Here is a 26,373-nt window from a genome sequence, read left to right as displayed (position 1 = left end):
AATATGATTCCATCCCGCCATGACCGATGCGTCCGATCAGCTTCCCGACGACCTTGCCAGCGCGCATGCGATGATCCTCGCCGAGCGTGCAGCCCGCCGTGAAGCGGAAGCGCTTGCCGCTCGTGCCCAGGCGGTGAACTCGCATTCGGATGCGCTGATCGCTCGGCTGCGGCTGGAGATCGAGAAGCTGAAGCGCGACATCCATGGCAGCCGCTCGGAACGCAAGGCACGGCTTCTCGAACAGATGGAGTTGCAGCTCGAGGAGCTGGAGGCCGACGCCGGCGAAGACGAGCTGGCGGCGGAGATGGCGGCACGTTCCGCGACGGTCAGGGCCTTCGAGCGCAAGCGTCCGTCGCGCAAACCCTCTCCCGAGCATCTGCCGCGCGAGCGCGTCGTCATTGCCGCGCCTTCGAACTGCCCGTGCTGCGGTTCGGCCAAGCTGGCGAAGCTTAGCGAGGATGTTACCGAGACGCTCGAGGTGATCCCTCGCCAATGGAAGGTCATCCAGACCGTGCGCGAGAAGTTCTCTTGCCGCGAATGCGAGAAGATCACCCAGCCGCCGGCACCCTTCCATCTGACGCCGCGCGGCTTTGCCGGGCCGAACCTCTTGGCAATGATCCTGTTCGAGAAGTTCGGTCAGCATCAGCCGCTGAACCGGCAGAGCGAGCGCTATGCCCGCGAGGGCATCGATCTCAGCCTGTCGACGCTTGCCGACCAGGTCGGGGCCTGCGCCGCGGCATTAAAGCCGCTGCATGCGCTGATCGAGGCGCATGTCCTGGCCGCCGAGCGTCTGCATGGCGACGACACCACCGTGCCGATCCTGGCGAAGGGCAAGACCGATACCGGTCGCATCTGGACCTATGTCCGGGATGACCGGCCGTTCGGCGGAACATCGCCGCCGGCGGCGCTCTACTATGCCTCGCGCGATCGGCGGCAGGAGCATCCCGAGCGCCATCTCAAAACCTTCACCCGCATTCTGCAGGCGGACGCCTATGGCGGCTACAACCCGCTGTTCAAGGTGGATCGCGATCCCGTTCCGCTGACGCAGGCGCTGTGCTGGGCGCATGCGCGTCGCAAGTTCTTCGTGCTTGCCGACATCGCCAGCAACGCCAAACGCGGCAAGAATACTGCCGCAATCTCGCCGGTCGCGCTGGAGGCGGTCAAACGCATCGACGCGCTGTTCGACATCGAGCGTGAGATCAACGGACTGGCCGCCGACCACCGCCTGGAACGGCGTCGCCGCGACAGCCAGCCGCTTGCCACTGAGCTCCAAGAATGGCTGCAGGCCGATCGGGCAAAGCTGTCCCGGAGCTCTCCGGTCGCCGAGCCGATCGACTACATGCTGAAGCGCTGGGATGGATTCACGTCCTTCCTTCATGATGGCCGGATTTGCCTGACCAACAACGCCGCCGAACGGGCGCTGCGCGGCTTCGCTCTCGGCCGCAAGTCATGGCTCTTCGCCGGCTCCGATCGTGGTGCTGATCGCGCTGCTTTCATGGCGACGCTGATCATGACGGCCAAGCTCAACGGTATCGATCCGCAGGCCTGGCTTGCCGACGTTCTCGCTCGCATCGCCGACACGCCGGTCACCAGGCTGGAGCAATTGCTTCCGTGGAATTGGGCGGCATCGAAGCCCATGCAAGATCAGGCTGCCTTACCTGCGGCTTCCGCCGATGAGCGCGCAGGCCTCGGGTACAGAACGCCCAAGGAAGTCTTTCGCAAGAAACTCCTCGCGCAGATGCGGCGTGTCGGCTAGCGTCACACGGGCAGGTCGCAGCTCATCGGGAACTCACATGCAAAGAGGGACCGAATTTGGAAATTAGATGGAACAGCGTAAATGGATGATCCGGTCCTGAGAAACGCCGTGCGCGAGGCACTTCTCCAGCTCGAAACTGACGGCCACATTGTGATCGTGTCGACAACACTCGGGCCAATAGTCGAGGCCGTTGCCAACAAAGTAGCGGACGTCGTTCCTAATACCGAACTGTCCCTCCGAGAGCTGTACGCCACTCGGCAGCTAATTAATCTGGCCATTCATGATAACCGATTCTTCGACTGGGAAATGCCGACGCTGACAGGCTTGACCGCGGAAGAGTTCAGGATCGTTGCCAACAAATTGCCGCGTGAATAGTCGGCCGAAATCCGGCGTGATCCCGTATCTGCGGCCCTCACCGGATGGATACGGATTTAATGGAAACCCTGTCCGCGAATTACCGAAACCCGCACACCATCGGCCCACATGACCAGGCCATGGCTCGCTACTTGCCGGGGAAGCCGTCAACGGGATAGGGGGATTTACATGCTCCTAGTCAGGCTCGCGCTGGGAACGCTCGCTGAAATCGCGCTCAAAAGGTGATGCAGGCGAGACTGTCGTCGAGGCTCTCATCCCGATCGTCGCTGGCGTCGTCGCCTTCATGATGAAGGGCGGATCTCACATCCCCTAAGCTGCCATTGAGGTGATTTCCACGTAGTCAAAGCAATACTGTAGCGCGCTGATGGCGGCCGTCTTCACCACAAGTGTTGCCTGCGCTACCTTGGCGGAAACTTGGGCGCTTATATCGAACCGATTCTTCAGCTCTTTGGTGCAGTAGCGGCCGATCACAAAAGAGAGTTGTTCTGCCACGGCCTTGAATCTGGGTTGCAGCTTAAGGGCTTCGCTGAAGTATCGGATAGCTTCCTCGTCGCGCCCCATATCGCGGTAAATCAGGCCAGCGAAATACCGCGTTTTCGCATAAGGGATCTCCATTTTCATGGCGCCGTGTATGTGCATCAACGCGCCATGATAGTCTTTCTTGAGACGGTACGCGCCTGCTAGCTGTGTCACATAGTCGACGTTCTTGCCTGGGAAAAATTCGATTGCCAGCGCGTAGTTTCTGATCGCGCCGTCAAAGTCGCCTGTGGACAGGCAGACTCCGCCCAGTGCAAAGAAGGCATCATAGTTTCGCGGGTTCAGTTTGACCGCTTCCGTCAGTGCCTCTATCGCCGCCTCGTTTTCCGATGCTTTTTTATGGTTCAGGCCGATCTGATAGGCGAGCGCTCCCGTAAGCAGCGGATGAACGAGGCCCTTCAGAACGTCATTGCTGCCTAAGGCGTCCCCCTCCAAATAAGCTTTGTCGATCGCCACGCAGATTTCCGCGAGAGGTATTCCGTTGAGATCGGCGAACTGGAAATCAAACGGCTTCCCCAAAATGGCGTGGTCAAAGAATCGTTCGACCAGGTTCAGCGACTTGAAGTGCGCGAGGACGTTGTGAAGCGAATTCGGAATTCCGTATATCTCGCAGTTGTCAATATCCTGGCAGCGCATCGACTGGTAGACGTCGAGCAATTCCCCGCAGCCAAACCAGATCTTGATCTTAGATCGAGGCTTCACAGCTTTTAGAAGTGATGCGAGGTCTGGATATTTGGCTTCCTGCCGTGGCGAGTTGGGAAGCAGGGGGTGAATGACGACCTGTGGAGCGATCGCGACGATTCTCGGGATGTCGAGCAAGGCGCCAAACAGAATCGCACCGTAGGCGCCCATTGAGCTTCCAGCAAACGTGATGTCCTTGTTATCGAACAGAGCAACCACGTCCTGAATGCATTCACACAGCTCTTCGGGGCCGGAAGCTATGTCCTCGACGGGGCCATTGTACCATTCCCGCCCAGGATCGCGGATGAAGAGTTTGTTAGCCCGATACTTCTCGATTTGGCTGACGCCCTCAAGCCGCTTGGCCGAAGCAGAACTGAAATAGACGATAAGTTTCTTGCTGCTCTCGTCTGGGTGAAACTCGAACACGCCCGGTATCTGCTTTATGCCTTGCCGCATGGTTGTCATCGCCCCTCAATTCGCTTCCGCCTCCACGCGTAAGATGCAGTGGCGCCGCCGTCAACAATGCGATCATGCGAACGCCGCGATTCATGCAGATGACAGAGCTTCTCGCTCGAGTCGAGGCGTTGGAGGGGGGAATAGTCGACTATAGCGATCGGGTCTTCGGTCGCTACGGACACTTGCATGGCCGCCAGCGCGACGGCCGTTCAATGCCCCTCGGTCCAGCCGACGAAGCACTGCAATTGGTTTGGGTTGCATTCTGCGAGTGAATGCCGTCTGAATTGCCGTCGTTTGTAGAAATCGAGCGCTCAGACGTGAACGCAACGCCCATGGCTCTGGGTCGTACCCGTTTCGATCGAAGCCTGTTCACATCAAGATCACAATCCCGCTGACGACGATCGCTTCTAGTTCCAGCAGCAGGGAAAGGCCACCTCCTCGGCGCGTTAAATCCGTGAGGAGGTTTCCTTGAAAGGCATATTCCACCTTGGATCCCTATCCCAGGCTGACGCCGTCACCTGGCGGGCGGCGCTTCGCTGTGCGTCGCGCATCCGCCCGAGGCTGCTTGCCGCGCTGGTCTAAGGCGGAAGTGGCGCTGCGGTTCTTCGAATATTTGATCCCGGCAGGTATCTTCGCGCCCTTGTAAGCCATAGTGACTGCCCGCGGCGCTGATCACCAGCCGCCCGTCGCAGAGTTCCCGTCAATCCTGTTGCTAGGATCGTCGTTGCGGATCAGGCTTTCGGAGCCGCCTTCGAGCCGGTTGTTTCGCACCACGTTATTCTGGGCGAAATCGAGGTTGCTGGCGCTACTACCAAATGGGTAAGCCGGGTCCTTGAAGCAATAGCTGCGGTTGCCGTTGCGTGAATTCAGCCAGACTGCCGGCTGCGCGAGGAATGATGACGCGTAGCGGAACGAGTTGCCAGTGATCTGATTGTATTGCGGCTTCTGGTGGCGAATCACGCCGGCCTCGCCGCAGTTCCGGTACAGGAATACGCCGCCGTTTTCGGAGTGCTGGAAGGTGTTGCCAGTAATCCTGTTGTTGGCCGATCCGTCGATAGCGATCATTTCTCGTTTTTCGGTGGTGATCCCGAAGACGTTGTTGCTGATCGTGTTGTTTGCAGACTCCGCGTCCAGGTAAATGGCGACGGAAGTGGATTTGCCGTTTATCCGCGAGTTCACCAATGCGGCATTGGTCACCCCGGGGCCGACGTAGAGCGGAATGCCATCCGGGGCAGTGAAGGTGACGTTATCGAGGCGCACGTTCTTGGGAGCCGATGCCTGGGCAAAGGCGGTATGGTCGGGGTTGCGCGAGGAGGCCTTCATCGTCGCGCCGTCGGCGTTCTCGCCAAGACCGTAGATTCGCACGAAACCGTTGATCTTGCAGTTTCGGATTGTGATGTTGGATGGGGCTTCCCATGGCCCCGAAGCCGTCTTTTTGGAGCGAACGGCTATCGCCGTTTTCTGTTTTCTATCCGCGCCAGCGCTTACGTCTATTGTGGCTCCGCCACAGTCGAGTACCGCTCCGGATGCGCCGCTTCCTTCCAGAATGAGAGGGTGGTTGACGACGTCGGCCGAAGATAGGCGAACACTGCAGCCAATCGAAATTGGGTTCTTACCGGGAGCTAATAGCTTGGTCCGGACGTCCGAAGCACAGGAAGGCGCCTGATCGACATTCTCAACTGGTGTCGTTTCGGGAACGGAGGGCTGAGTGGATGGAACGTCGGACTCGTTTTTATCCACATTGTCGCTTCCGGATAATTGCGGGGTTGCACGTAAAGCGGCGTCGGCCAGGAGCGCGAGATCACTTTGGCAGCCCCCGAGTATTGAGCTCAGCGCAATCGAGAGTATCCACTTTATGCGTTGCATCTTTAGCTCCAGGCATCATCCATCCGCTCTGGATAGGGGTTTATGCTTAACCATTTCTGAATAAGCGCGCCCACCATTCTTTCACAAAGAAGCCAAGACCAGCTCGGCAGGAAGAGGGCATCGACGCGATTCTCGACGAGGCCGAGCGCCGAGGCACGCCGTTGGCGCATTTGGCAGCAATCCTTGCGAGCCAGACCCCGAAACCGGCGGCCAGTTTCAGCCGGTTTCGGAAAACCTGAACTAGTCTGCGAAGCGGCTGACCGAGGTCTGGCCTGGCCGGTTCTCAACACTGGCTGCCGCACAACCATATGCGAACAACCCGCCCAAGCTGGCCAACATGGTCTACGGTTACCGGCTCGGCAACACTGGCCCTGACTACGGCTGGCTCTACCTCGAGCGTGGCCTAGTCCAGATCACCGGCAAGGCTATCCTCCGGCAAGAAGCGACCGTAGTGGCTCCGGATCATCTCCGGCGCATCCTTTATCGCGTCACTGCCTGCTCGTAGGAACCGGTCTTCTTCGAAATTCGAAGGCCCTGATCGCCGAGGAGCGTGCGGCCATCTCTGCCGCCAGTTCGTCTTCGCCGTCGTCCGCTTCCGTTCATCGAGCTGCAACTCCCTCTGTTCGAGAAGCCGGCCTTTGCGCTCCGAGCGGCTGCCATGGATGTCGCGCTTCAGCTTCTCAATCTCGAGCCTGAGCCGGGCGATCAGTGCATCCGAATGCGAGTTCACGGCCTGGGCACGAGCGGCGAGCGCCTCGGCTTCACAGCGGGCCGCACGCTCGGCGTGGATCATCGCATGTGCGCTGGCAAGGTCGTCGGTAAGCTGATCGGCCGCATCGGTCATGGCGGGATGGAATCATATTCGCTCCCGCAGTGCCAGCGGTTTTGCTCATCCCGCCGACGTAGGACGCCAGGTTTTTTGCGGCATTCGCCAGTCGATGCCTTCGAACAAATGGCCGAGCTGCGCGGATAGCTACCGACGGCCGCGGATGGCCATATGAACCGCCCACGCTCGAGCTTCTTCGTAAAGAGGCAGGCATCCTGGCCATCGTGCCAGATCACCTTAATCAGGCCGCCACAGTGCGTTTCATAATGCATCCCTCTGTTAGAGCCCGGGCAATCGAACAACCTTATCGTATTGATAATCCTCGTAAAACGTTGGCGGCGATCTGCTACGCCCCACACCCATATCCGGATGGCCTCTGAGGTTAGCGCTTCGACCGGGACCATCCACTGTGAGCCCGGAAAAATTTGAGTCGCGGGAAAGATCCCCCTCTTCGCAAGGCTCTTTGCCGATCCGACACAGATGCCGAGTCTCTCGGCCGCCTTCGTCAGACTAACCATCGGTACGTCCACTTTGGCGGTATCATATTCGGGATTTCCCAGGTGCTCCCGCATTTCGCGAACACGCACGGTCGTCCAGCTCTAGCCATCACCTGTCTTGCAAAGCATCCGATTGAGGTGCGCCGCGAGTTCCCGATCTGGCCAATGTCCGCCCAGTTCTCGCAACGCCTCGACGGCCGTTGGTGCGAGCTCGGCAGGATATTTTCCGGTCTTATACGCCGCCTCGCTGACCTCGACTCTTTGGCCTTCCCAAAGCGCGGTGAATCTGAATCTCTGGTGCAAACCGGAGGTCTGCGATGCGATCAGGGATTTCATTACGTGACGATTTTGATGGAGAAGGTCTGCGGCGGCTGGCGCGGCAGACGAAGGACGCAACCCAGGCGCGACGTCTGTTGGCACTCGCGTCGATCTACGATGGAGGCTCGCGTTCCGATGCCGCCCGCCTCGGCAACGTCACGCTTCAAATTGTTCGGGACTGGGTCATGCGGTTCAACGAACGCGGTCCTCAAGGCCTGATCAATGGCAAGGCTCCCGGCCCGCAGTCGCGGTTGAACGATCAGCAGCGCGCGGCCCTAGCGCAGACCATCGAGCGTGGGCCGACACCCTATCTCGATGGCGTTGTTCGCTGGCGTCTGTGCGACTTGGCTCAATGGCTTTGGGAAGAGTTTCGCGTGTCGGTGAGCGAGCAAACGTTGAGCCGCGAAGTACGGGCCATGGGCTATCGCAAGCTGGCTGCCCGGCCCAAACATCACGCTCAAGACCCGCAAGCCATCGAGGATTTTAAAAAAGTTTCCCCGCAGCAGTGGCACAGATTGCCGCCGGAGCAGCCCGAGGAAAACGGATAGAGATTTGGTTCGAGGATGAGGCCCGTATCGGGCAAAAGAACAAGATCACGCGCCGTTGGGCCAGGCGCGGAACACGGCCTTCAGCGCCGCACGACCAGCGCACAAGGTCGGCCTACATCTTCGGCGCAATCTGCCCGAAACTCGGCAAGGCGGCGGCGCTGGTCATGCCATGGTGCGACACCTACGCAATGACCCAGCATCTGGCCGAAATCGCCCGGCACGTCGATCACGACGCGCACGCTATCCTCATCATGGACCAGCCAGGCTGGCACATGTCCAACAATCTCGTCGTGCCCGGAAACATCACCATCCTGCCATTGCCGCCGAAGTCGCCGGAGCTCAACCCGGTCGAAAACCTCTGGCACTTCATGCGCGACAACTGGCTCTCAAACCGCGTCTTCAAATCCTACGACGACATCGTCGATCATTGCTGCGATGCCTGGCGAAAGCTCGAAAGCCAGCCCTGGCGCATCATGTCTATCGGCCGCAGAGAATGGGCCAATGAGTTTTGATCAGTGAGGGGCCGTATTAACGCGCCACGCGCACCTCGGTGTGCCGACCGCCGGTCCAATGGATCAAGAGCACCGCCTCGTTCGTCGCATCATCGAGATCGCAAATAATCTCCTGAACCAGGATGTGGATGAGCCGCTGCTTTGTTCGCGTTTCGGTGGGGGCGCATTCCATACGGTCGGCAAATCCTGCGCAAGCTGCAGGAGCCGGCCACGATCGATGACTGCTCGCGCTGCTAACAGCGCGGACAGTTCCTTTCGATGTCACTCTCGAACCGAAGGCGACGGCCGCCGCCAAGCTCGATCATTACCAGGCTTGCCTTCTTGCGCGAGCGGGAGACCGGCGGCTCGGCCGCGACCGCCGGCGCAGGCAGCGCTTCGACTCCACCGGATTGAGTTGCGGCACGGGCGGAGCGGAGATTTGGCAGAGCTCCTTGCGCCAGCGTGGCGCTACCCCGACCCCGAACCTGGGCTATCGCGTTACAGCCCAAGAGGCCCCGTTGATGGTCGAGGAATATTGGGATTGGTGTGTTGCCAAGATGGGACGCGGGTGAGATTGTCCCGCTGTCATGGCATGGAGAACGCTGCACTAATGAGAATCGTCGATCGCAAAACCTTCCTCGCTTTGCCGGCCGGCACCCTATTCGTGAAGTTTCCCGCTCAACCGATAGAAGGCCAGGGCGGGGTCCAGATAAAAGCGGAGACTGTTGGGGACGACTTCGTTGCCCAGGATTTGCTCCCCTGGTTTGAAGGTTGCGAAGACAGCACGCAATGGGCTGAAATTTACGCCGGAATGACCAAGGGAAACGCGTCGCCGCCGGTTGACTACAATTTTACCGAGCGTGACGGACTGTTCGACTCTAGCCAGCTTTTCATGGTCTGGAACATTGATGACGCGGAGCGCCTGGTTGCGCGGTTGCATAAAGCACTTTTCGATCAGAACCCATCGGGGGACTATATCCATCTCAACGCCACCGTCGCGCCTTCTGACCAGTTTGATCTGACGCCACAGACCGCGTTGGCATCGTTCACCCTGACCGGATCGACGCCGTGTCTCGGCAACGCAGCCTTTACCTTGTCGACCGGCAGCGACCCACGTCTGGGGTCTGTGAAAATCTGCAGGGTGGCGGCCGGCGCGGCATTCGATCCCAGCACCGCGACGCTGGTTGGAACCAAGGCCGTGAGGCCGTCCTCAAATTACGCTATAACCGTTGGCGACACCTCGCGCAAAAACATGTTGGCGAAGCCGCCGACACTTAGCACGGGATGGACGCTCTCCGACGGCAAGGCGATCCACGCCGCAGGGTCGGCCAGCAATCTGGTTTGGCCAGGCCTCTCCATCACTCCCGGCGCAACGTATCGGTATGGGTTCTTTGTGGACAGCATTAGCGGCGCTGGCGCGGCACACAGGGTGGCACTTTCTGGTGGTGGCGGGGTGATTAGCGTCAGCCTACCGGACACAGGTCAAAAGCTGGGCACACTGGTTGCAAAGTCCAATACCGGCTTTGTTATCGAAGGCAACAGCACGACCGAATCACAGATCGATAACGCAGTCCTGTACGAGCAAACTGCTGCCTGCGTGCCGCAAGGCATCTGGGACTACTATGCCGTTCCGGTCGGCGTCGAAGAGGCGCCATTCGGGCCGGTAACAGTCATCATTCACTGACTCCCTTACCCACAGCAAGGTCTACGAACGTGTCAATGACCAAATGTTTAGGGGTATGGTGCTTGCGGCGCCCCTCGGTGATCGGAAGAAGTTATTGAGCTCCGATTGGTCGCCGGGTTAGGGGCGCTGGGTCATGACCGTGAGCTGCGAACTCGAATTGGACAACCCTTACGACTTAACCGGCTGCGCCGCGAGTGCGGTCCAGTAGATTTCGTGTTTCCCTACCGGCTCACATTACCGGAAAGAGCGGAGACACCTGCGATCGATCGCCTCGGCGACGGGAAACTGCGCGACAGTGTTGCCCGCTCGGTTTGAAGCCAGTCGTGCCGTTCTACGACAGGCGGCAGGCTGATCTTGCCTTCTTGCGACGGCGCTCCAGACGTTGGTCAGCGGCAACTCCGTTGACCTCCCGCCCGATGTCGAACCGGTCAAAACGGCTATGCCCGATCCCTAATGTTATAATAGCTCATGACGCCGACCCCCCAAGCGAACAAAAGTCCGAGAGTCACAAGAAGTGACTTGAGCAACCGCGAAGGATATTGGGCCATCTCTGAAAGAGTCGGTTCAATGAAAAGCGCCAAGTAGCGTTGACGGTTGTCGGCTTCGATTCGTGCCCTTTCAAGAGCAGCAAGTGCGGCTGTATAGGCGCGTTCGGCGAATTCTCGTTCGGTTTCCAATTCCTCGAACTCGGCGATACGGCCGGCTACGTCTGGCGCGTTTGGGTCATTCTTGGCCGCCTTACTTGAACCCGTTCCGAGGCGCTGGCGCTCGAGGGAGAGTTGTTGTTCTAGGCTTTCGATGCGAGCCTTCAGTACGCGAATTCTCGGTGTGTCCTCGCTCAATTGGCTCTTTGCCGTGGCGAGGTCCGCATTGAGTTTAGTCAATTCTTCTTCAAGCCCTCCGATCAGTTGTATGGCGAGTTTTGCGCCTTCTTCGGGGCTTATTTCCTGCGATTTATCACGATAGTCGCGTAACGCCGCGCGTGCCTTGAAGAGCCGTGCTTCGCCTCCCAACACCTCGTCCTTCGCTGCTCGGAGCACGTCGTTGCGCGCTGCAAGGGAGAGGCTGTTGACCAGATTATCGCTGCGACTCACAATAAACGCCGCGATCGCTTGCGCCTGTTTTGGGTCGAAGGACTTTACCGTCACTTGCATAATGCCAGAGGCGTGGTCAAAATTAACGCTCACCACATTTCGCCAATAGGCAAGCTTATCCTCGATCGGCAGACCGGAGCCTATCCCGTAGAAATAGTCGAGCCCACGAGTGGCGTAGACATCCTCGAGCTTGAAGTTGCGGTCGGCGTCTATGACCATCCGTTCGCTGAGGATGTAGTCCATCAGGATGTAGCTGTCGGAAACGGTACTGCTGCCGGAGGCCTGCGTGAACATGCCCAAAAGATCGGTTGCGCCGCCCCCCTCGATGCTGCGCACTGCAAAGGAAGCGCTGCTGTGGTACTGGTCGGCCGCAATGAAGGCCATATAGATCGAAGACATTGTCGCCGGAACGGCTACTAGCCCGAGGAAGGATGCGCCGATGATTGCGTGTCGCAAACGCAGCTTCGTAAACCAGTCGGGCAGCACACTCGGCTTCTTCTTGGGCTCAATCTTCTGGCGTCCAGGAAGAGGAATGACGGGCGCACTCTCCTTGCCGAGTAGCCCTTCTAGTACTTCGATGCCCTTAGCCTTGGCACCGGCTTTCACGGAAGCAAGGTTTACAGCCTCGGCTGCGTTAGGCTTGTTTGCTACCGCGTCTTTGCTCGCCGCCATTCAATTGCCCTTCATATTTCTGTCGTGTGCGCGGATCGCGTCTTCGACGTCTTCATAGTACGTCAGTTCGCCTTTTTCTAGCACGACGCCACAATCACAATAGTCCCGAATCGTGCCAGTGCTGTGCGAAACCATGATCACATCGGAGTCCTGCAATTTGGTCTCGAACACAGCTTGGCACTTCTTCTTAAAATTTGCGTCACCAACCGCGGTAATTTCGTCAACAAGATAATAATCAAAGTTGACCCCCATGCTCAAGCCGAAGGCAAGCCGCGCCTTCATTCCAGAGGAATAAGTGCCCACCGGTGCCTTGTAAAAAGGCCCTAACTCGGCGAATTCCTCGACGTAAGCAGCCAAGCCTTCAGTGTCGACGCCGTAGATACGGGCGACGAAACGCACATTTTGTTCCCCGGTCATAGAACCTTGGAAACTACCCTGAAAACCAAGAGGCCAAGAGATTTTGCCCCGGCGGATGATTCGGCCGCCATCGAGCTTGATCGCTCCCGCGATGAGCCGAAGCAATGTCGATTTGCCGGCGCCGTTGCGTCCGAGAAGACCGACGCTCTTGCCCCGATTGAGGGTAAGCGAGGCATCCTCAATGATCGGCTTCTTGATACCCTTGGTACGGGCATATTTAGTTGCCTGCTCGAACCGGATCATTTGTTTCTCAGCGTTCTTCTTGATAAGGTAAAGACGAGCATTTCGACAAACAAAGTCAGAAATGCGACTACATAAAGATAGTTCATGTCGAGGCCGTTCGCGCGATACTCAGGATAGAATCCCTTACGGAAACCCACTTGTTCGTAAACCTGATACTTCAGGAGCAGAAAGCAATTGCCCATTGCCACGCCGAGACCAAAAATGCATGCCAAAGTCGCCGCCTCCGGTAGAGACGGCCAATGGATGCTGGGCTCGCGACTCAGAGTGACCACAATTATCGTTCCAAGCACAATAAAAGCGACCAGAGAAATTGTGCAGGCCTGCAAAACAAAACGGGCAACAACGGCGTCTATGGGGGCAGCATTCGGATAATTCAGTAACGTCTTGTTGGGTCGGACCGAGCTATTCATATAACTACTCATCGCCTGATAGAACTGGAAGACGAGGTAACCGGTGGCGAAGAATAGTGCGGAGCAGATACTCAGCGCTCGTGCGCGTGCGATGGCCCTCAATATACCGGTCATCAAGAGAATGCGGGCGGTTGGATCGAGCAACGTCCAAATATAGCCCCTAGGCTTCGAACCGAAGCGGATAACCATCTCCCGAAAGTGTACCGCTCCGACCACGTGATCATGGGTCAAGAAATAACTCACCGCGTCACCCGAAAGGATACAGGATCCGGCCAATCAACCGCAGACGTCGGTCGGAGAGGCCGCGAAAGAAAAGAACAGGGTCGGCGCGAAAATCCTCTAGGTCGCGATCGTTGCCGACATACGAGATAAGGGGCACGAGCGCCATTGTCAGGAGATGGCGCCAACCGAGAATGCCGTAAGGGCCCCAGGGCTGCCAGGGCCGGCGCGTACCCAGAAAGGCCTCGGGCTCTTCCAACTGCCGCCGGATCGTGGCGACGGTCGCTTCGAATGATGTCTTTTCTCCGGTAATTGGATCGAAGTAGCTAGGATAGAGCAGATAGGCACCGGCGAAAAGCGCCTCGGGGCTGAGTTTACGCCCCCGACGTGGGTTTTCCTGCCGATCATCCGTCAGTCCCCAGCCGGCATAAAAAGGTGAACCCGCCGTTGTCACCGGAATGTGGCGCAGAAGAGCCTCGAAACCTGCGAGCGAAGTGATCGTGTAGACGTGGTCAATCGTCCTCAAGGCTTCGGCCAGCGGTAGTTTCTCGACTACGATTCGACAAAGGTGCGCCACCTCGGAAGGGTCGGATCTGGCTGGTCTTACGCGGCCGAGAACATCTGGATGAGGTTTGTAAAAGATCTGTGCGTCGGGCTGTTCTTTCGCAGCCAAGCGCACTAGATCGTTGTTCGTTAAAGCCTTGACAGAACCAAACCGGATGGACGCATCGTCTTCGACTTGTCCGATGACGAGGATACGCTTGCACGTCTTATCGCCGTAAATTTCCTCTGCGGTCCGTTGAAGCGCACCATTGTATTTGCTTACTCCCGCCTGCACGAGCAAGTTTATCCCTGAGCGCGCTCTCTCAAGAAGCTCTGAATCGGCATCGAAGTCGTATGTCTTCAGCAGGCGTTCTAGGTCGGTCTCTTGATGGCAGTCGAAGTAAGGTGCTCGCCCGTCGATTGTCAGTGATAGTGGTGACGTCCTGCTGGCACTGGGCCGGCTTGAGCGAAGGAAGCCGTCTTCGATGAACGAGACACTTATTTTTTGTTCGCTCACGACTTTTTGCAGAGGCCGGGGCAACGAAGGGCCCCAGACAAGGATCTCGCAATGTTCGCCGGAGATAACGCGCTGTTTCAACAGTAGCTCAAATTGATGGCTGTCAACATCCGACGCAAGAAAATGTAACTTGCGCTTGGGAAAGCAGCGCCTCAGAAAAGGTCTTTTCCAATCAGTGACACCCGCAACGAAGGTGGCTGTTCGCGCTTGAGAACTGTCCCGCGAGGAGGAATGTATCCTTCCGTCGGCACCGGCCCTCTGTGTCTCAGCTGTCAAAGGTAATCCCGCCTTCAAACAATTAATTCTTCAGATTGCGTTCTAACCCAAACCGCTCGAACAGCAAAGCCTCACGACTTGGGCCACAAAGCCGTTCTTCTTGAGAGGTGCGCCGAAGTGTAATTTTCTGTACGTTTGTGTCGGCGAGGTGCGCTTGCCGGAAAATTAAGCATAGCGGAACCGGTCCACCGTATTGGCCAGTAGCGGCCGCAAGCCAGAAGTGGCGCTGGCCACTACAGACGAAAGAACGGTGATCAAGTTTGTCTCTGGGGCGACCACGTCATCATCGACCACGTAGAGACGACGTAGATCTCGGCCTTCAGTCTGCCAAGCAGCAACCGCGCTTCCTACGTCTACAGAGCATAACCGGAGACGTTCCTCTCCCCGAGGGATTGCCTCGACCGGCAAATGCTTTACCAAGACAGCGCGCCGGGCGGCATTTTCCGCCCTCGTTGAACAGGGGCGCCGATCACGGCGCGGGGACGAATTCGGAGACGACTATGTGCGGTATTGTAGGCATCGTTGGCAACCAGCCGGTATCGGAACGACTGGTCGATGCGCTGAAGCGCTTGGAGTACCGCGGTTATGATTCCGCCGGTGTCGCCACCGTCATTGGCGGCAAGCTGGAGCGCCGGCGCGCCGAAGGCAAGCTCGTCAATCTGGAGATCAGGCTGCGCGAAGAGCCGCTTGCCGGCACGATCGGCATTGCCCACACCCGCTGGGCAACCCATGGCGCGCCGACCGAGCGCAACGCGCATCCGCACTTCACCGACGGCGTCGCCGTCGTGCACAACGGCATTATCGAAAACTTTGCCGCGCTGAAGGACGAACTGATCGCCGGCGGCGCAAAGTTCGAGACGGACACCGACACCGAGGTCGTGGCGCATCTGCTCTCGAAGTTCCGGCGCGACGGACTTGGCCGGCGCGAGGCCATGCACGCGATGCTGAAGCGCGTCACCGGCGCCTATGCGCTGGCGGTGCTTTTCCAGGACGATCCTTCGACGATCATGGCGGCGCGCAACGGCCCGCCGCTTGCGATCGGTCACGGCCGCGGCGAAATGTTCCTCGGCTCCGACGCGATCGCGCTTGCGCCCTTCACCAACGAGATCACCTATCTGATCGATGGCGACTGGGCGGTGATCGGTGCGAACGGCGTGCATATCTTCGATCTCGATGGCAACGTCGTCGACCGGCCGAAGCAGCTCTCGACAGCGGCCGCCTACATGATCGACAAGGGCAACCACCGGCACTTCATGGAGAAGGAGATCTATGAGCAGCCGGAGGTGATCGCGCACGCGCTCAGCCACTACATCGACTTTGCCGGCAACCGCATCAAGGCGCTGCCGGGCACGATCGATTTCGCCAAGGTTCCGAGCCTTGCGATTTCCGCCTGCGGCACTGCCTATCTCGCCGGTCTCGTCGGCAAGTACTGGTTCGAGCGTTACGCCCGCTTGCCGGTGGAAATCGACGTCGCCTCCGAGTTCCGCTACCGCGAGATCCCGCTGTCTTCTGATGCGGCCGCGCTGTTCATCTCGCAATCCGGCGAAACCGCCGATACGCTGGCGTCGCTGCGCTACTGCAAGGAACTCGGCCTGAAGATTGGCGCTGTGGTCAACACGCGTGAATCGACCATCGCTCGTGAATCCGACGCGGTCTTCCCGATCCTTGCCGGCCCGGAAATCGGCGTCGCCTCGACCAAGGCCTTCACCTGCCAGCTCGCCGTGCTGGCTTCGCTCGCGATCGGCGCCGGTCGCGCCCGCGGCACGGTGAGTGCCGAGGAAGAGCAGGTCCTGGTTCGCTACCTCGCCGAAATGCCGCGCATCATGGGGCAGGTGCTGAACGCCATTCAGCCGCAGGTCGAACAATTGTCGCACCAGCTGGCCAAATGCGATGACGTCCTCTACCTCGGCCGCGGCACCAGCTTTCCGCTGGCGATGGAAGGGGCGCTGAAGCTGAAGGAGATCTCCTATATCCATGCGGAAGGTTATGCTGCCGGCGAACTGAAGCACGGACCGATCGCGCTGATCGACGAGAACATGCCGGTTATCGTCATCGCCCCGCATGACCGCTTCTACGAAAAGACCGTTTCCAACATGCAGGAAGTCGCGGCCCGTGGCGGCCGGATCATTCTCATCACCGACGAGAAGGGCGCCGCCGCCTCGAAGCTCGAGACCATGGCGACGATCGTGTTGCCTGACGTCGATGAGGTCATCGCCCCGATGATCTTCTCGCTGCCGATCCAACTGCTTGCCTATCACACGGCGGTGTTCATGGGCACCGACGTCGACCAGCCCCGCAACCTCGCTAAATCGGTGACCGTCGAATGATCGTCGGTATGGAGTGATGACCGCTGGGGGCGTTTGGACGCAGGTTTGGTTGATGTCTGTGACCTCAAGTTTGCCTCGTGCAGAGGGCCTCAGATTTGCGGCAATATCCGAACACGTTTTGCATAGAGATAAAGGCGATAAACCGTCCAATTAGAAATGGACGTTTCAGGTTTCTCTTCGATCGAATCCGCAATCGTTTCGTCGTCAAACTCAATGACCCCGTAGCGATTGGGATCGCTGACATGATAGGCAAAAATCTTCGCGCCGGCTTCGTGCGCCTTAGCGCTCTTAAAGAGATGACCAGAAACGAAATCCGGCCCTATGATACAGGTTTGGGCGAGGCCATCTGGCGAGGGTGGCTCTGCGAGAGAAGAGATAATTCAACCATTTCGAGCCATCGCCAAGCAGAAAATGAAAGTTTTGTAGCTCTCTCGGTGTAGTGATCATCAATATATCTCGTATCCCGGCCAGCATGACCGTTGCCAATGGGATCATTGGCTTATCGTACACCCGAAGCAATTGCTTCGAGCCTGACAACGTCATCGGATGTAGGCGGGTTCCGCTTCTGGCAATACTCCGCGGTCACAGCACCGAGTTCAAACGTCAGGTATCCGGGCGGTGCGCTCAGCGGATACTCTCCGACGTGAGAGTGGTTCTCATCAGACATCCGGTTGACTTCAAAAAAAAATGGCCGGGCAGCTTGGTGTCGCTGGTGCGTGAGGCCGGCAGTGATCCATTCAACGGTGCGCTATACGTCTTCCGGGCCAAACGAGCGGATTGAGTGATGATCGCCTGCTGAGGGCTCTGGCGTCTGCCGTTATACCAAGCGGTTGGAAATATTGCAGTTCTGTTGACCCTGCATCGGTCATAACAGGGTTCAGTTCAGTCATGTCAAATCGCCATAGCTGGCAATTCTGATGTTGGAGCCGTGAAATCTTCAAGGCGTCGCGCTCAAATCTGGATAAGCCACACAAACAGACGTTCTTTGGTCTCACCGGATTTCGGATTTCGCTTGCTCTTTTCGCTAAGCGGAATATGTTCCTCGGCGTCTGTGAATTCGAACGCTCAGACTGAAGGCTCCCTGCGCTCCGAAAGCAATGGGAGCCTTTCTGATTCGGAGGCCCGCCACACTTCTTCGCGACTACGTAACGCGATCGGATGTGATTTGCCCGTGGCGACCTCATTCGTCATGAGAGAACCAATGTCTAAAGTCGCGTTTCATTTTAGGCAGCCGTAGCGATCCGTTCGAATAACTGTAGAAGGCGACTAGATAGAAACGACAGCTTACACATGCTCAGGCGTTTCTAACAAGTTGGACAGATAGTGACCATAGGACGTCTTGCCATACCGTCGTGCAAGGGTCTCAAGCTGATCACCATCGATGTAACCGGACCGATACGCAACCTCTTCCGGGCACGCCACCTTGAAACCCTGTCGGCGCTCCAAGGTTGCGACAAACTCTGACGCTTCCAATAGGCTATCGGGCGTACCCGTGTCGAGCCAGGCATATCCTCGCCCCATTCTTTCGACGTGGAGCTTGCCCCGCTCCAGATAGGCGCGGTTCACATCCGTAATTTCATACTCGCCCCGGGCGGAAGGTGTAAGGTCGGCAGCGATGCTTACGACCTCTTCGTCGTAGAAATACAGGCCAGTGACAGCCCAGTCGGAGCGAGGTTTGGCGGGCTTCTCCTCGATTGCGACAGCCTTCATTTCGCTGTCGAACTCGACAACCCCATAGCGTTCCGGGTTGCTGACATGGTAGGCGAAGACCGTTGCGCCCTCTTTCCGTTCCATGGCGCGCTTTAAGAGCTCGGTGATGCCATGTCCAAAAAAGATATTGTCGCCGAGAATGAGGCACGAGGGATGGCCCGCCACGAAATCGGCTCCAATCACATAGGCTTGGGCAAGGCCATCGGGGGATTGTTGCTCGGCGTAGCTGAGGTTGATTCCCCATTTGGAACCGTCGCCCAGTAGGAGTTGAAAGCTGGGGAGGTCACGCGGCGTCGTAATGATCAAGATGTCGCGAATCCCTGCCAGCATCAGGGTTGACAACGGGTAGTAGATCATCGGCTTGTCGTAGATCGGAAGCAGTTGTTTTGAGCTTGCCAATGTCATCGGATGTAGGCGGGTGCCGCTTCCTCCAGCAAGAATAATGCCCTTCATTTCCTCACCTCCAGGTCCGTCCGGTGCTGGATTACGCGCCGCACGGTGGCTTCGATGGAGCTCTTCCAGTAGGGCAAGCTGATGCCGTGGTGTCGCGCGATTTTGCTGCAGTTCAGGCGTGAGTTAGAGGGGCGCGCTGCCGCAGTCGGGTAGTCTGTGGCCAAGATGCGGTTGACTTTAGCGGACGGGCCTCCGAGCCCTTGAGACAGGGCGAGGATTTTTTCCGCTACATCGGCCCAACTCGCATCACCGGTCCCCGCCAGATGGAAGGTGCCGCGCAGAACCTGCGCATCCGATGCTAGCAGGTTATGCGCGATACCGATGATTGCCGTCGTAAGGTCCAGTGCCGATGTCGGGTTTCCTATCTGGTCCATGACGACTGGCAGTTCGGTCCGGCTTTCGGCGTTGCGAATGATCGTACGCACGAAATTTCTGCCAAATGGGCTGTAGACCCAAGCGGTCCTGAGAATGACGTGATTTTCGGTGCCAGCGGCGACCGATCGCTCGCCTTCCCACTTGCTTTTGCCGTAGACGTTTACAGGGCACACCCTATCGCTTTCGGTATACGGTGTGGATTTTGTCCCGTCGAAGACGTAGTCCGTCGATAGATGGATGATCGGGATATTCAGGGCTTTCGCGACGCGCGCCAATTCCTGCGGTGCGACCGCGTTAATCGCGTATGCTCTCGTCTCATCGGCCTCGGCGTGGTCGACGGCGGTATAGGCGGCGGCCGAAATGATCACGTCAGGAGCTGCTGCCCTTATGACGCCGTCTATGCAACTGGGATCCTTCAGATCTAGTTGCGGGCGACCGAGTGGAATGACTTCCGCGTCGCTGCGGCCCTTCCCTTGCTCGACAAACGACTGAACAACCTGGCCCTTCAGGCCCGTGACAACTATGCGCGGAATCTGATTCATTGCCCGACACCAGAATGCAGCACACCCAGGCGCACCCCGTCATATCCCTTGCGAAGAGGGCCCCACCACCATTCGTTGTCTAAGTACCAGCGGATCGTCTTCGCAATTCCGCTTTCAAAGCTGTCTTCCGCCTTCCAGCCGAGCTCCTCTTCCAGTTTCGTCGCATCGATACCGTAGCGCAAATCGTGCCCCGGCCTGTCCTCGACAAATTGAATGAGCTGTTTCCGTGGGCAGGATGCGGGGACAAGCATGTCGAGTGTGGCGCAGATGCGCCTGACTACATCGACGTTCCGCCGCTCGTTGCGTCCCCCGACATTGTAAGTCTCGCCAATTCTACCGCGCTCCGCGATCAGGTCGAGCGCGCGGGCATGGTCTTCGACGAAGAGCCAGTCGCGAATGTTCGTGCCGTCGCCATAGATCGAGAGTGGCTTGCCTTCGAGCGCGTTCAGGATGGTCAGCGGGATCAGCTTTTCGGGGAAGTGATAGGGACCGTAGTTGTTTGAGCAGTTGGAAACCAAGATGGGCATGCCATAGGTGCGTGCCCATGCCTTGGCGAGATGATCGGAAGCGGCCTTCGAAGCCGAATAAGGGGAGCTTGGATCATACCGCGTCTCCTCGGAAAAGAGCTGGTCATCCGCGAGCGAGCCGTACACTTCATCCGTTGAAACGTGAAGAAAGCGAAACCTGCGTTTGCCCTCATCCTTCATGGACTGCCAATATGCCCTTGCGCATTCCAGCAGGTTGAACGTTCCAAGAACGTTCGTTTCGATGAAATCCCTTGCGCCGGCAATTGAGCGGTCGACATGACTCTCGGCAGCGAGATGCATGACGCGATCGGGCCTGAATGTGGAGAAGGCATCGGCAATAGCCCGCCCATCGCATATGTCAGCCCTGAGAAAGCGATATGATGGGTTGTTTGCGACGGACCTTAGGGAGCTAAGGGTTCCTGCGTAGGTCAGTTTGTCTACGTTCAACACGTCATATCCCTTGTCGATAATGAGGTGTCGAATAACCGCCGAACCAATAAAACCAGCCCCGCCGGTAACAAGTACACGCATATCTCAGCGAAGTCCTTTTATGATAAACATCAAGACTAAGCTTCTCGCTCGAGCTTAGTGTGTAGATCGGAGAGTTTTGGCTGATCCCTGTCTTTGTCCGACAGGATGGCGTTACTCGGGGGCACGGGCCAGTTTATCCCGAGTTCGGGGTCGTTCCAGAGAAGCCCACGATCATGCTCAGGGCTGTAGTAATCGGTCACTTTGTAGCTGACCAAGGTCGCCGGTTTCAGCGTACAGAAACCGTGGGCGAAACCCGGCGGAATCCAGAGCTGGTGACCGTTCTCTTCGGAAAGCTCAGCAGCCACGAAGCTTCCGTAGGTCGGTGACCCGCTTCGAAGGTCTACCGCCACATCCCAAAGGGCGCCGGCGATACAAGAAACCAGTTTTCCCTGTGCGCGCGGCGGCAGTTGGAAGTGCAGTCCGCGCACAGTACCGGCTTCACGCGACAGCGATTGATTATCCTGGACGAAAGAGTGCGTCCCGACGATTTCGGCGAATTGATCGGCCCGAAAGGTCTCGGCGAAGTATCCACGCGTATCGACGAATCGCTTAGGCTTTATCAAGAAAACAGAGGGAATGGCCGTTTCTTCGATCCGCATCGTGTCGTCCTTCATCGTTGTTTCCCGTGCGCGAAATAATACGGCACTCGTGGCGTTCTAACGATATGTTGCGTCGGCATTGCTGACGATCCCGGGAAAATAGGATCGTGAAGCGGACGTGTCATTCCACGGCCTCTTTCTCGATCGCTTGGTCCGCAGGGCCTGTGTGGAAAGACGCGGCTTGGATCCGCTGCATCTATCAATTGACATCCCCGCCCATGTCCCCCTAGCATCCCTCTTGCCGAGGGGCGCACCGTCACGGTGCTGAGATGGTGGTGAGCCAGACCCTTGAACCTGATCCGGATCATACCGGCGTAGGAACGGCAAGGGCCCTTCTGCTCACCTGCCGTCTTTGCGCTTACCGATCGGATCTCCGTCCATTTCCGGGAGGTCGCTTTGCTCGTGTCTGTTTTTGACTCAATCCAAAAAGGCTCAAGGCTCATGCAGGTGGGGCGATGACCGCGATCGCCGTTACCATCGCAGGTTCGGATTCCGGCGGCGGGGCCGGCATCCAGGCGGATCTGAAGACGTTCTCGGCGCTCGGAGTTTATGGCGCAAGCGTGATCACCGCGGTCACGGGGCAAAATACCCGCGGGGTATCTGCGGTGGAGGATATCTCCCCGACCGTCGTTGCGGCTCAGATCGACGCGGTGTTGTCCGATCTTGCCGTCGGTGCGGTGAAAATCGGCATGGTGTCGCGGCGCGAGACGATCGCGGTGATCGCGGCTGGTCTGAAGCGCTACGACCGGCTGGCTGTCATCGACCCGGTGATGGTGGCGACCTCGGGCGATCACTTGATGCAGCCGGACGCGATCGCGACGCTCAAGGAGGCGTTGTTGCCGCTCGCGCTCATTCTGACGCCGAACCTGCCCGAGGCGGCGCTGTTGACCGGACGCGGGATCGCCGAAACCGATAGCGAGATCGCACGCCAGGCCGATATGCTTCTGAAATTCGGTGCGCGTTCGGTGCTGATGAAGGGCGGGCATGCCAAGGGCAGAGATGCGATCGATATCCTCTACAGCGGGGAAACGGCTTTGCACTTGTCGCGGCCGCGGATCGAAACCAGGAACGATCATGGCACCGGATGCACCCTCTCGGCCGCAATCGCTGCGGGTCTTGCCAAGGGGAAGCCGATCGAGGATGCGGTCGTCGCTGCCAAGGCTTACTTGCATGACGCGCTGGTCGCTGCCGATCGGCTGACTATCGGGCAGGGGCGGGGGCCTGTGCATCATTTCCATCATTGGTGGGGCGACAGTCGCGGCGAGAGCAAAGCCTCTTCGGACGGTCCCTAAGCAGACGGCCGCCTCGGACGAATGACTCGATATGGCTATGCGCTGCAGCATGACGTTCATCGCACCTCAAGCCACTGCGGCGCTTGGCGCGGCCGGCTGTTCGCCCTTGAGCATTTTGCGGTAGAGCGCCACATGCTCCCGCGCGCAATCGACATGGCTCGTCGGCCGCCGAAGCGTTGTCCGCAGATTGTCCCACGCCCGCGGCGCGCCCAAGACGTCGATCAGCCGGTCGGCCAGATCCTGGGCGCTGCCGGCACGGAAGTGATAACCATCCAGGCGGTCACGAACCTTCTCGGCCATGCCGCCGATGTCCGAACACAGGATCGGCCGGCCGTGATGCAGTGCCTCCTGGATGACGACGGGAGAATTCTCCCACCAGACCGACGGCATTACCACCCAGTCGACCGAGCGCATCAGCCGCGGCATGTCCTGGTTCTGGTAGGCACCGTAGAAGCGCACACGGCGACCGGCGTCCTCGATCAGCTTCGCCACCTTCTCCTGATAGTCTTTCGGCTGGCGCTCGAGGTTGCCGCCAAAAATCATCAGTGAGGAATCATCGCCCCAGACGTCGTCGGGCACGCGCGATACGGCGTCGATCAACACGTGAACGCCCTTGAACGGCGTCATCTGCCCGAAATAGGCAAAACGGTTGCGCCGGGCTGTCGGCGACGGCAATTCGCGGGCCGGCGCCTTGTCACCCATGACGATGCCGTTCTCGATGACGAAGATCTTTGCGGCTTCGAGCCCCCACTCGACATAGCGATTGGCGAGAAAGGCACTCGGCGCGATAAAGGCATCGGCGAGATTGAGCATACCGCGCACGAACTGCTCGCGGCGAACGAACCGCGACACCGGAATCTCGGGGAAACACGTGTGGCAACTGATCGGCGAGGCGCCGTTGCAAGGCTGGCCTGAGGGGCGTTTCACCATTTGCCCGTGATTGTGGCAGATCGGCAGGTATTCATGGAACGTCACGACGATGCGCGCTTTGGGCAGCGCATCACGAACGGCATAGAGCGCTTCCAGGCCGAAGCCAAGAATATGATGGAAGTGAACGACATCCGGCTTGATGTCGCCGACGAAGCGCAGGAGGTCGCGCCGGATCGCTTCCGTATCGCCATTGGAGAGGAAGAAATGGTCGAAGTCCTCGGCGTGGTAGAGCACTTCGTCCATGGCAAGCCGCAGGCTCATCAGCGCGGAGGCGCCATGGCGCGGAACCGGATCGCCGACGCGGGCGAGGTAGATCGACTCCACGCCGGGCAGCCCGTTCAATGCCTTGTGAAGGCCATGTGAGGCAATTTCCGCTCCGCCAAGGGAGTGGGTCGGATGGCCATGGGAGACCACGAGCACGCGGAGTTTTTCGCTCATGCGCCAGCCTCTTCGAAGATTGTCTTTGCAGCTTCGGGGGCGGGCGTCCATCGGGCGCGGAAAAGCGTCCGATCGACGCGTTCCACGAAGCGCGCGGTGGCGGCAGAGCCCGCTCCGGGGAGCTCGTCGGATCCCACCATCTGCAGGGAAGGAAGCCAGTAGGCTTCGTAGCCCTTTCCGCTGAGGCGAAGGGCGAGGTCGAGGCCCTTCAGCGCCACGCCGAGATAGGTCGGCGACAGGCCTGCGTCCTCCATCAGCGCTTCGCGCGGCAGGATGCAGCAATCGAGCGATGCGGATGCAACCCTCGTCAGCTTCAGACGATTGACGGCGCCGACGGGATAGCCGGCGTATCGGCTCGATTGCAGATGGTCGGGACGATCGAGCGACGTGCTGCCAGCCCAGCGGATCGAGTGATCCTCATAGGCAAGGGTCGGCGAGATGATGCTTCCCGTCTTTGCTTCGTAAGCGGCAATGAGCGCCTGATACCATCCGGCATTGGCTGGCGTCAGCGACCCGGAAAGCAGAACGACCGCGTCGCTGTTTACCCTTTCGGCAGCCGCTTGCGCCAGGTCGCATGTATCGCCGGCGCCTTCGACGGATATGAGCCGCAGCGGCAAACGGTAGAATTCCGAGAGCTGACGGATATGGACCGCGTGCCGTCGGAACCGCTCGGCCTGAAGCACGAGCGCGATCGGGGCCCGGCGCGTTTGCGGATCAAGCGCGAGCAGCCCCAGCAGCGGCGCGAAATCCGTTTCGGTTTCCCCGGCGACAAGAATGATGGCGGTACCCTCGGCCTGGTCGAAGGGCCCGATGTCGACGGTGGTTTCCACAGTTGGTGCACTGCTACGCGCCGCCGTCAGGAACGGGACGATCTGCCGGTCGATGATATCGGGCAGGGCCCAGCTTGTCGGATCGATCGAACCAAGCAGCCGTAGGGCGGCGGCGCGTGCCGGCAGCCGCACCGGGAAAATTGGCATGTAGGCGCGGCGGGCGTCTCTGAGGGTGAGTTCGAGGTGAACTGGTCCATCCGCCTCGCCATTTAGCACCTCGACGCGACCAATAAAGCCATGCGATCGGCGGTGACCGGAAATCGCGCTCTTGAAGTCCGGCCGATCGACGAAGGCCTCTTCGACGTCGGACCGCTCGGTTCGGGTCCAGGCTGCGTCCAGCCGTGCCCCGCCGCCCTGTCGGCAAAGTCGCACGGTTTCAACAAGACCTTCCGCGTCCAAGAGCCAGCCCGAAATCAAGAAGGCACCATCCTCACCCTGGTAGAGCGCATCCACGCCAAGGCGGACGGGAACCGGAAGGCTCGAGATCGTCTCGGTGCCATCATATCCGCTCGCGGCATCGCGCAGGCGAAGCATGACCTGGGGCGAACTCTGGCTCTGGAGCAGCATCGCGCGGATATGGCCGGGTGTCTCGAGCGGACCGGTCACGACCCGGCGTTCGTGGAGCCCGGCATAACGCCAGGCGCCACGGCCGCGATAGAATATGCCCTTGATGTCGCGCGCTCGGGGCAGGTCGTTTGCGGAAAGGAGGCCGACGAAGCCAGCCGCACCTTCAGGGGCGTCGTTGCGCTGGAAAATGGCGACGTTGCATTCCGCAAGAAAGCTATCGTCGCTCTTGACGATCGCCCGGCAGACGCCGGCGGGCAGGTCGTGCGCCCATCCTTTCAGGGCGATGGTCCCGTCATGGCCCTCGCCGAGGAGCTCGATGTACCCGTCGCGAGCCGCTCCGGTCTTAAGCAGGGTCGTAATCGCCGCGAGCCGTTGATCGGCATGCGGCGGCTTGATCAGCACGTCGACCAGGCGGCCGAGCACGTGTACCAGCTGCGGACCGGCGAAATCCTTCAGCATCGCCGTCACTTCACCGATCGAAGCAGCGCGTGGCGCGACCATATAGCGCTTGCCGTTGCCCGCCTTGCCGAAGCGCAGGGTTGTCGGCAGAGGATCAGACCCTTCGATCGGTAACAGCGCGGCAAAGCCATGCGTGGCGGAAGACTGGGGCGCCGCCAGCCGCCAGCCGACAACCGATGCCATCACCTGGGTTGACGCATCTTCATTGATCTCGACCGACAACTGATCGGCCATCGGGCCACCGGTGCCGATTACGAGCAGCAGTGTTTCGTCGATCGGGCATGCGATGATGCGACCACTGCGCGCGATGCGGCCAAGCGGTGCGGGGCTTGCGGAAAGGCTGAGTTCCGAACTAGGCATGAGATGT

General features: G+C 58.9%; 20 protein-coding genes, 2 pseudogenes and 1 riboswitch. Of the genes and pseudogenes, 7 read left to right on the top strand and 15 right to left on the bottom strand.

The features are described 5' to 3' along the window. The first annotated feature begins 19 nt into the window (after positions 1-19). Both tnpC and ACIQUG_RS15135 read left to right on the top strand, forming a co-directional pair. Positions 20-1,756, top strand: a complete 1,737-nt coding sequence (gene tnpC, locus ACIQUG_RS15140) for an IS66 family transposase (protein WP_402322992.1) — start codon at positions 20-22, stop codon at positions 1,754-1,756. Between the two features lie 81 nt (positions 1,757-1,837). Continuing rightward, entirely contained in the window at positions 1,838-2,131 is a 294-nt protein-coding gene (locus ACIQUG_RS15135; RefSeq protein ID WP_402322991.1) for a hypothetical protein, read from the top strand. Positions 2,132-2,440: 309 nt separating this feature from the next. Here the strand turns inward: ACIQUG_RS15135 and ACIQUG_RS15130 are convergent, their stop codons facing one another. Continuing rightward, the gene (locus tag ACIQUG_RS15130) at positions 2,441-3,814 is read right to left on the bottom strand and encodes a tetratricopeptide repeat protein (protein WP_402322990.1); all 1,374 of its coding nucleotides are present in this window, start codon (positions 3,812-3,814) and stop codon (positions 2,441-2,443) included. A 663-nt stretch (positions 3,815-4,477) separates the two neighbouring features. Then, positions 4,478-5,671, bottom strand: a complete 1,194-nt coding sequence (locus tag ACIQUG_RS15125; protein ID WP_402322989.1) for a NosD domain-containing protein — start codon at positions 5,669-5,671, stop codon at positions 4,478-4,480. A 337-nt stretch (positions 5,672-6,008) separates the two neighbouring features. Here ACIQUG_RS15125 and ACIQUG_RS15120 point away from each other — a divergent pair, with 337 nt between their 5' ends. Continuing rightward, complete coding sequence (locus tag ACIQUG_RS15120) at positions 6,009-6,176, top strand: hypothetical protein (protein WP_402322988.1); 168 nt, start codon at positions 6,009-6,011, stop codon at positions 6,174-6,176. Position 6,177: 1 nt separating this feature from the next. Here ACIQUG_RS15120 and ACIQUG_RS15115 read toward each other — a convergent pair. Continuing rightward, positions 6,178-6,515 (bottom strand): annotated as a pseudogene (locus tag ACIQUG_RS15115) (IS66 family transposase); the annotation flags it as partial. Continuing rightward, on the bottom strand, positions 6,512-6,769 hold the full coding sequence (gene tnpB / locus ACIQUG_RS15110; RefSeq protein WP_402323044.1) for an IS66 family insertion sequence element accessory protein TnpB: 258 nt from the start codon (positions 6,767-6,769) through the stop codon (positions 6,512-6,514). The gene tnpB and the pseudogene ACIQUG_RS15115, both read right to left, overlap by 4 nt. Positions 6,770-7,311: 542 nt before the next feature. On the opposite strand from tnpB, the gene ACIQUG_RS15105 reads away from it, so the two are divergent. Together ACIQUG_RS15105 and ACIQUG_RS15100 are read left to right on the top strand one after the other, a co-directional pair. Then, a protein-coding gene (locus ACIQUG_RS15105; protein WP_402322987.1) for an IS630 family transposase occupies positions 7,312-8,372 on the top strand; the annotation gives its coding sequence in 2 pieces (ribosomal slippage) (positions 7,312-7,804 and positions 7,804-8,372; 1,062 coding nt in all). Between the two features lie 589 nt (positions 8,373-8,961). Beyond that, complete coding sequence (locus tag ACIQUG_RS15100; protein WP_402322986.1) at positions 8,962-10,035, top strand: hypothetical protein; 1,074 nt, start codon at positions 8,962-8,964, stop codon at positions 10,033-10,035. A 437-nt stretch (positions 10,036-10,472) separates the two neighbouring features. Here ACIQUG_RS15100 and ACIQUG_RS15095 read toward each other — a convergent pair whose 3' ends face one another. The 4 genes from ACIQUG_RS15095 to ACIQUG_RS15080 are packed head-to-tail and all read right to left on the bottom strand — an operon-like array spanning position 10,473 to position 14,387. Continuing rightward, positions 10,473-11,801, bottom strand: a complete 1,329-nt coding sequence (locus ACIQUG_RS15095; RefSeq protein ID WP_402322985.1) for an RkpR, polysaccharide export protein — start codon at positions 11,799-11,801, stop codon at positions 10,473-10,475. After that, the gene (locus ACIQUG_RS15090; protein ID WP_402322984.1) at positions 11,802-12,461 is read right to left on the bottom strand and encodes an ABC transporter ATP-binding protein; all 660 of its coding nucleotides are present in this window, start codon (positions 12,459-12,461) and stop codon (positions 11,802-11,804) included. Further along, the gene (locus tag ACIQUG_RS15085; protein ID WP_402322983.1) at positions 12,458-13,114 is read right to left on the bottom strand and encodes an ABC transporter permease; all 657 of its coding nucleotides are present in this window, start codon (positions 13,112-13,114) and stop codon (positions 12,458-12,460) included. Before ACIQUG_RS15085 ends, ACIQUG_RS15090 begins: the two co-directional genes overlap by 4 nt. Positions 13,115-13,118: 4 nt before the next feature. Further along, on the bottom strand, positions 13,119-14,387 hold the full coding sequence (locus tag ACIQUG_RS15080; RefSeq protein ID WP_402323043.1) for a capsular polysaccharide biosynthesis protein: 1,269 nt from the start codon (positions 14,385-14,387) through the stop codon (positions 13,119-13,121). A 539-nt stretch (positions 14,388-14,926) separates the two neighbouring features. On the opposite strand from ACIQUG_RS15080, the gene glmS reads away from it, so the two are divergent. Next, on the top strand, positions 14,927-16,753 hold the full coding sequence (gene glmS / locus ACIQUG_RS15075; RefSeq protein WP_402322982.1) for a glutamine--fructose-6-phosphate transaminase (isomerizing): 1,827 nt from the start codon (positions 14,927-14,929) through the stop codon (positions 16,751-16,753). Between the two features lie 33 nt (positions 16,754-16,786). On the opposite strand, the pseudogene ACIQUG_RS15070 reads toward glmS, so the two are convergent. From ACIQUG_RS15070 to rfbC, 5 genes and pseudogenes are all read right to left on the bottom strand, one after another. Further along, positions 16,787-17,296, bottom strand: a pseudogene (locus tag ACIQUG_RS15070) (sugar phosphate nucleotidyltransferase); the annotation flags it as partial. A 741-nt stretch (positions 17,297-18,037) separates the two neighbouring features. Next, the gene (rfbA, locus tag ACIQUG_RS15065) at positions 18,038-18,916 is read right to left on the bottom strand and encodes a glucose-1-phosphate thymidylyltransferase RfbA (protein ID WP_402322981.1); all 879 of its coding nucleotides are present in this window, start codon (positions 18,914-18,916) and stop codon (positions 18,038-18,040) included. Continuing rightward, a complete protein-coding gene (rfbD, locus tag ACIQUG_RS15060) occupies positions 18,913-19,833 on the bottom strand; it encodes a dTDP-4-dehydrorhamnose reductase (protein ID WP_402322980.1) in 921 nt (306 codons plus the stop codon). Before rfbD ends, rfbA begins: the two co-directional genes overlap by 4 nt. Continuing rightward, on the bottom strand, positions 19,830-20,891 hold the full coding sequence (rfbB, locus tag ACIQUG_RS15055; protein ID WP_402322979.1) for a dTDP-glucose 4,6-dehydratase: 1,062 nt from the start codon (positions 20,889-20,891) through the stop codon (positions 19,830-19,832). Before rfbB ends, rfbD begins: the two co-directional genes overlap by 4 nt. Positions 20,892-20,926: 35 nt before the next feature. Beyond that, a complete protein-coding gene (gene rfbC, locus ACIQUG_RS15050; RefSeq protein ID WP_402323042.1) occupies positions 20,927-21,490 on the bottom strand; it encodes a dTDP-4-dehydrorhamnose 3,5-epimerase in 564 nt (187 codons plus the stop codon). 234 nt (positions 21,491-21,724) lie between these two features. Further along, positions 21,725-21,828: riboswitch (TPP riboswitch) on the top strand. A gap of 117 nt (positions 21,829-21,945) precedes the next feature. Here rfbC and thiD point away from each other — a divergent pair. Further along, positions 21,946-22,782: a bifunctional hydroxymethylpyrimidine kinase/phosphomethylpyrimidine kinase gene (gene thiD / locus ACIQUG_RS15045; protein ID WP_402322978.1), complete on the top strand. Its 837-nt coding sequence runs from the start codon at positions 21,946-21,948 to the stop codon at positions 22,780-22,782. Positions 22,783-22,848: 66 nt separating this feature from the next. Here the strand turns inward: thiD and ACIQUG_RS15040 are convergent, their stop codons facing one another. Then, entirely contained in the window at positions 22,849-24,150 is a 1,302-nt protein-coding gene (locus ACIQUG_RS15040; RefSeq protein ID WP_402322977.1) for a glycosyltransferase family 4 protein, read from the bottom strand. Beyond that, a complete protein-coding gene (locus tag ACIQUG_RS15035; protein WP_402322976.1) occupies positions 24,147-26,366 on the bottom strand; it encodes a hypothetical protein in 2,220 nt (739 codons plus the stop codon). The genes ACIQUG_RS15040 and ACIQUG_RS15035 overlap by 4 nt, the downstream gene beginning before the upstream one ends. Positions 26,367-26,373: the final 7 nt, after the last annotated feature.

The sequence above is a fragment of the Ensifer sp. NPDC090286 genome, from assembly GCF_044769565.1.
Classification (GTDB): Bacteria; Pseudomonadota; Alphaproteobacteria; order Rhizobiales; family Rhizobiaceae; genus Ensifer.
The sequence above is the reverse complement of the archived record's forward strand: the minus strand, read 5'-3'. Positions and strand labels throughout refer to the sequence as shown.

Coding starts and splice junctions, on each gene's coding strand:
- tnpC (WP_402322992.1), top strand. CDS start 20: ATGACCGATGCGTCCGATCAGCTTCCCGACGACCTTGCCAGCGCGCAT.
- ACIQUG_RS15135 (WP_402322991.1), top strand. CDS start 1,838: ATGGATGATCCGGTCCTGAGAAACGCCGTGCGCGAGGCACTTCTCCAG.
- ACIQUG_RS15130 (WP_402322990.1), bottom strand. CDS start 3,814: ATGACAACCATGCGGCAAGGCATAAAGCAGATACCGGGCGTGTTCGAG.
- ACIQUG_RS15125 (WP_402322989.1), bottom strand. CDS start 5,671: ATGCAACGCATAAAGTGGATACTCTCGATTGCGCTGAGCTCAATACTC.
- ACIQUG_RS15120 (WP_402322988.1), top strand. CDS start 6,009: ATGGTCTACGGTTACCGGCTCGGCAACACTGGCCCTGACTACGGCTGG.
- tnpB (WP_402323044.1), bottom strand. CDS start 6,769: ATGCATTATGAAACGCACTGTGGCGGCCTGATTAAGGTGATCTGGCAC.
- ACIQUG_RS15100 (WP_402322986.1), top strand. CDS start 8,962: ATGAGAATCGTCGATCGCAAAACCTTCCTCGCTTTGCCGGCCGGCACC.
- ACIQUG_RS15095 (WP_402322985.1), bottom strand. CDS start 11,801: ATGGCGGCGAGCAAAGACGCGGTAGCAAACAAGCCTAACGCAGCCGAG.
- ACIQUG_RS15090 (WP_402322984.1), bottom strand. CDS start 12,461: ATGATCCGGTTCGAGCAGGCAACTAAATATGCCCGTACCAAGGGTATC.
- glmS (WP_402322982.1), top strand. CDS start 14,927: ATGTGCGGTATTGTAGGCATCGTTGGCAACCAGCCGGTATCGGAACGA.
- rfbA (WP_402322981.1), bottom strand. CDS start 18,916: ATGAAGGGCATTATTCTTGCTGGAGGAAGCGGCACCCGCCTACATCCG.
- rfbD (WP_402322980.1), bottom strand. CDS start 19,833: ATGAATCAGATTCCGCGCATAGTTGTCACGGGCCTGAAGGGCCAGGTT.
- rfbB (WP_402322979.1), bottom strand. CDS start 20,891: ATGCGTGTACTTGTTACCGGCGGGGCTGGTTTTATTGGTTCGGCGGTT.
- rfbC (WP_402323042.1), bottom strand. CDS start 21,490: ATGCGGATCGAAGAAACGGCCATTCCCTCTGTTTTCTTGATAAAGCCT.
- thiD (WP_402322978.1), top strand. CDS start 21,946: ATGACCGCGATCGCCGTTACCATCGCAGGTTCGGATTCCGGCGGCGGG.
- ACIQUG_RS15040 (WP_402322977.1), bottom strand. CDS start 24,150: ATGAGCGAAAAACTCCGCGTGCTCGTGGTCTCCCATGGCCATCCGACC.
- ACIQUG_RS15035 (WP_402322976.1), bottom strand. CDS start 26,366: ATGCCTAGTTCGGAACTCAGCCTTTCCGCAAGCCCCGCACCGCTTGGC.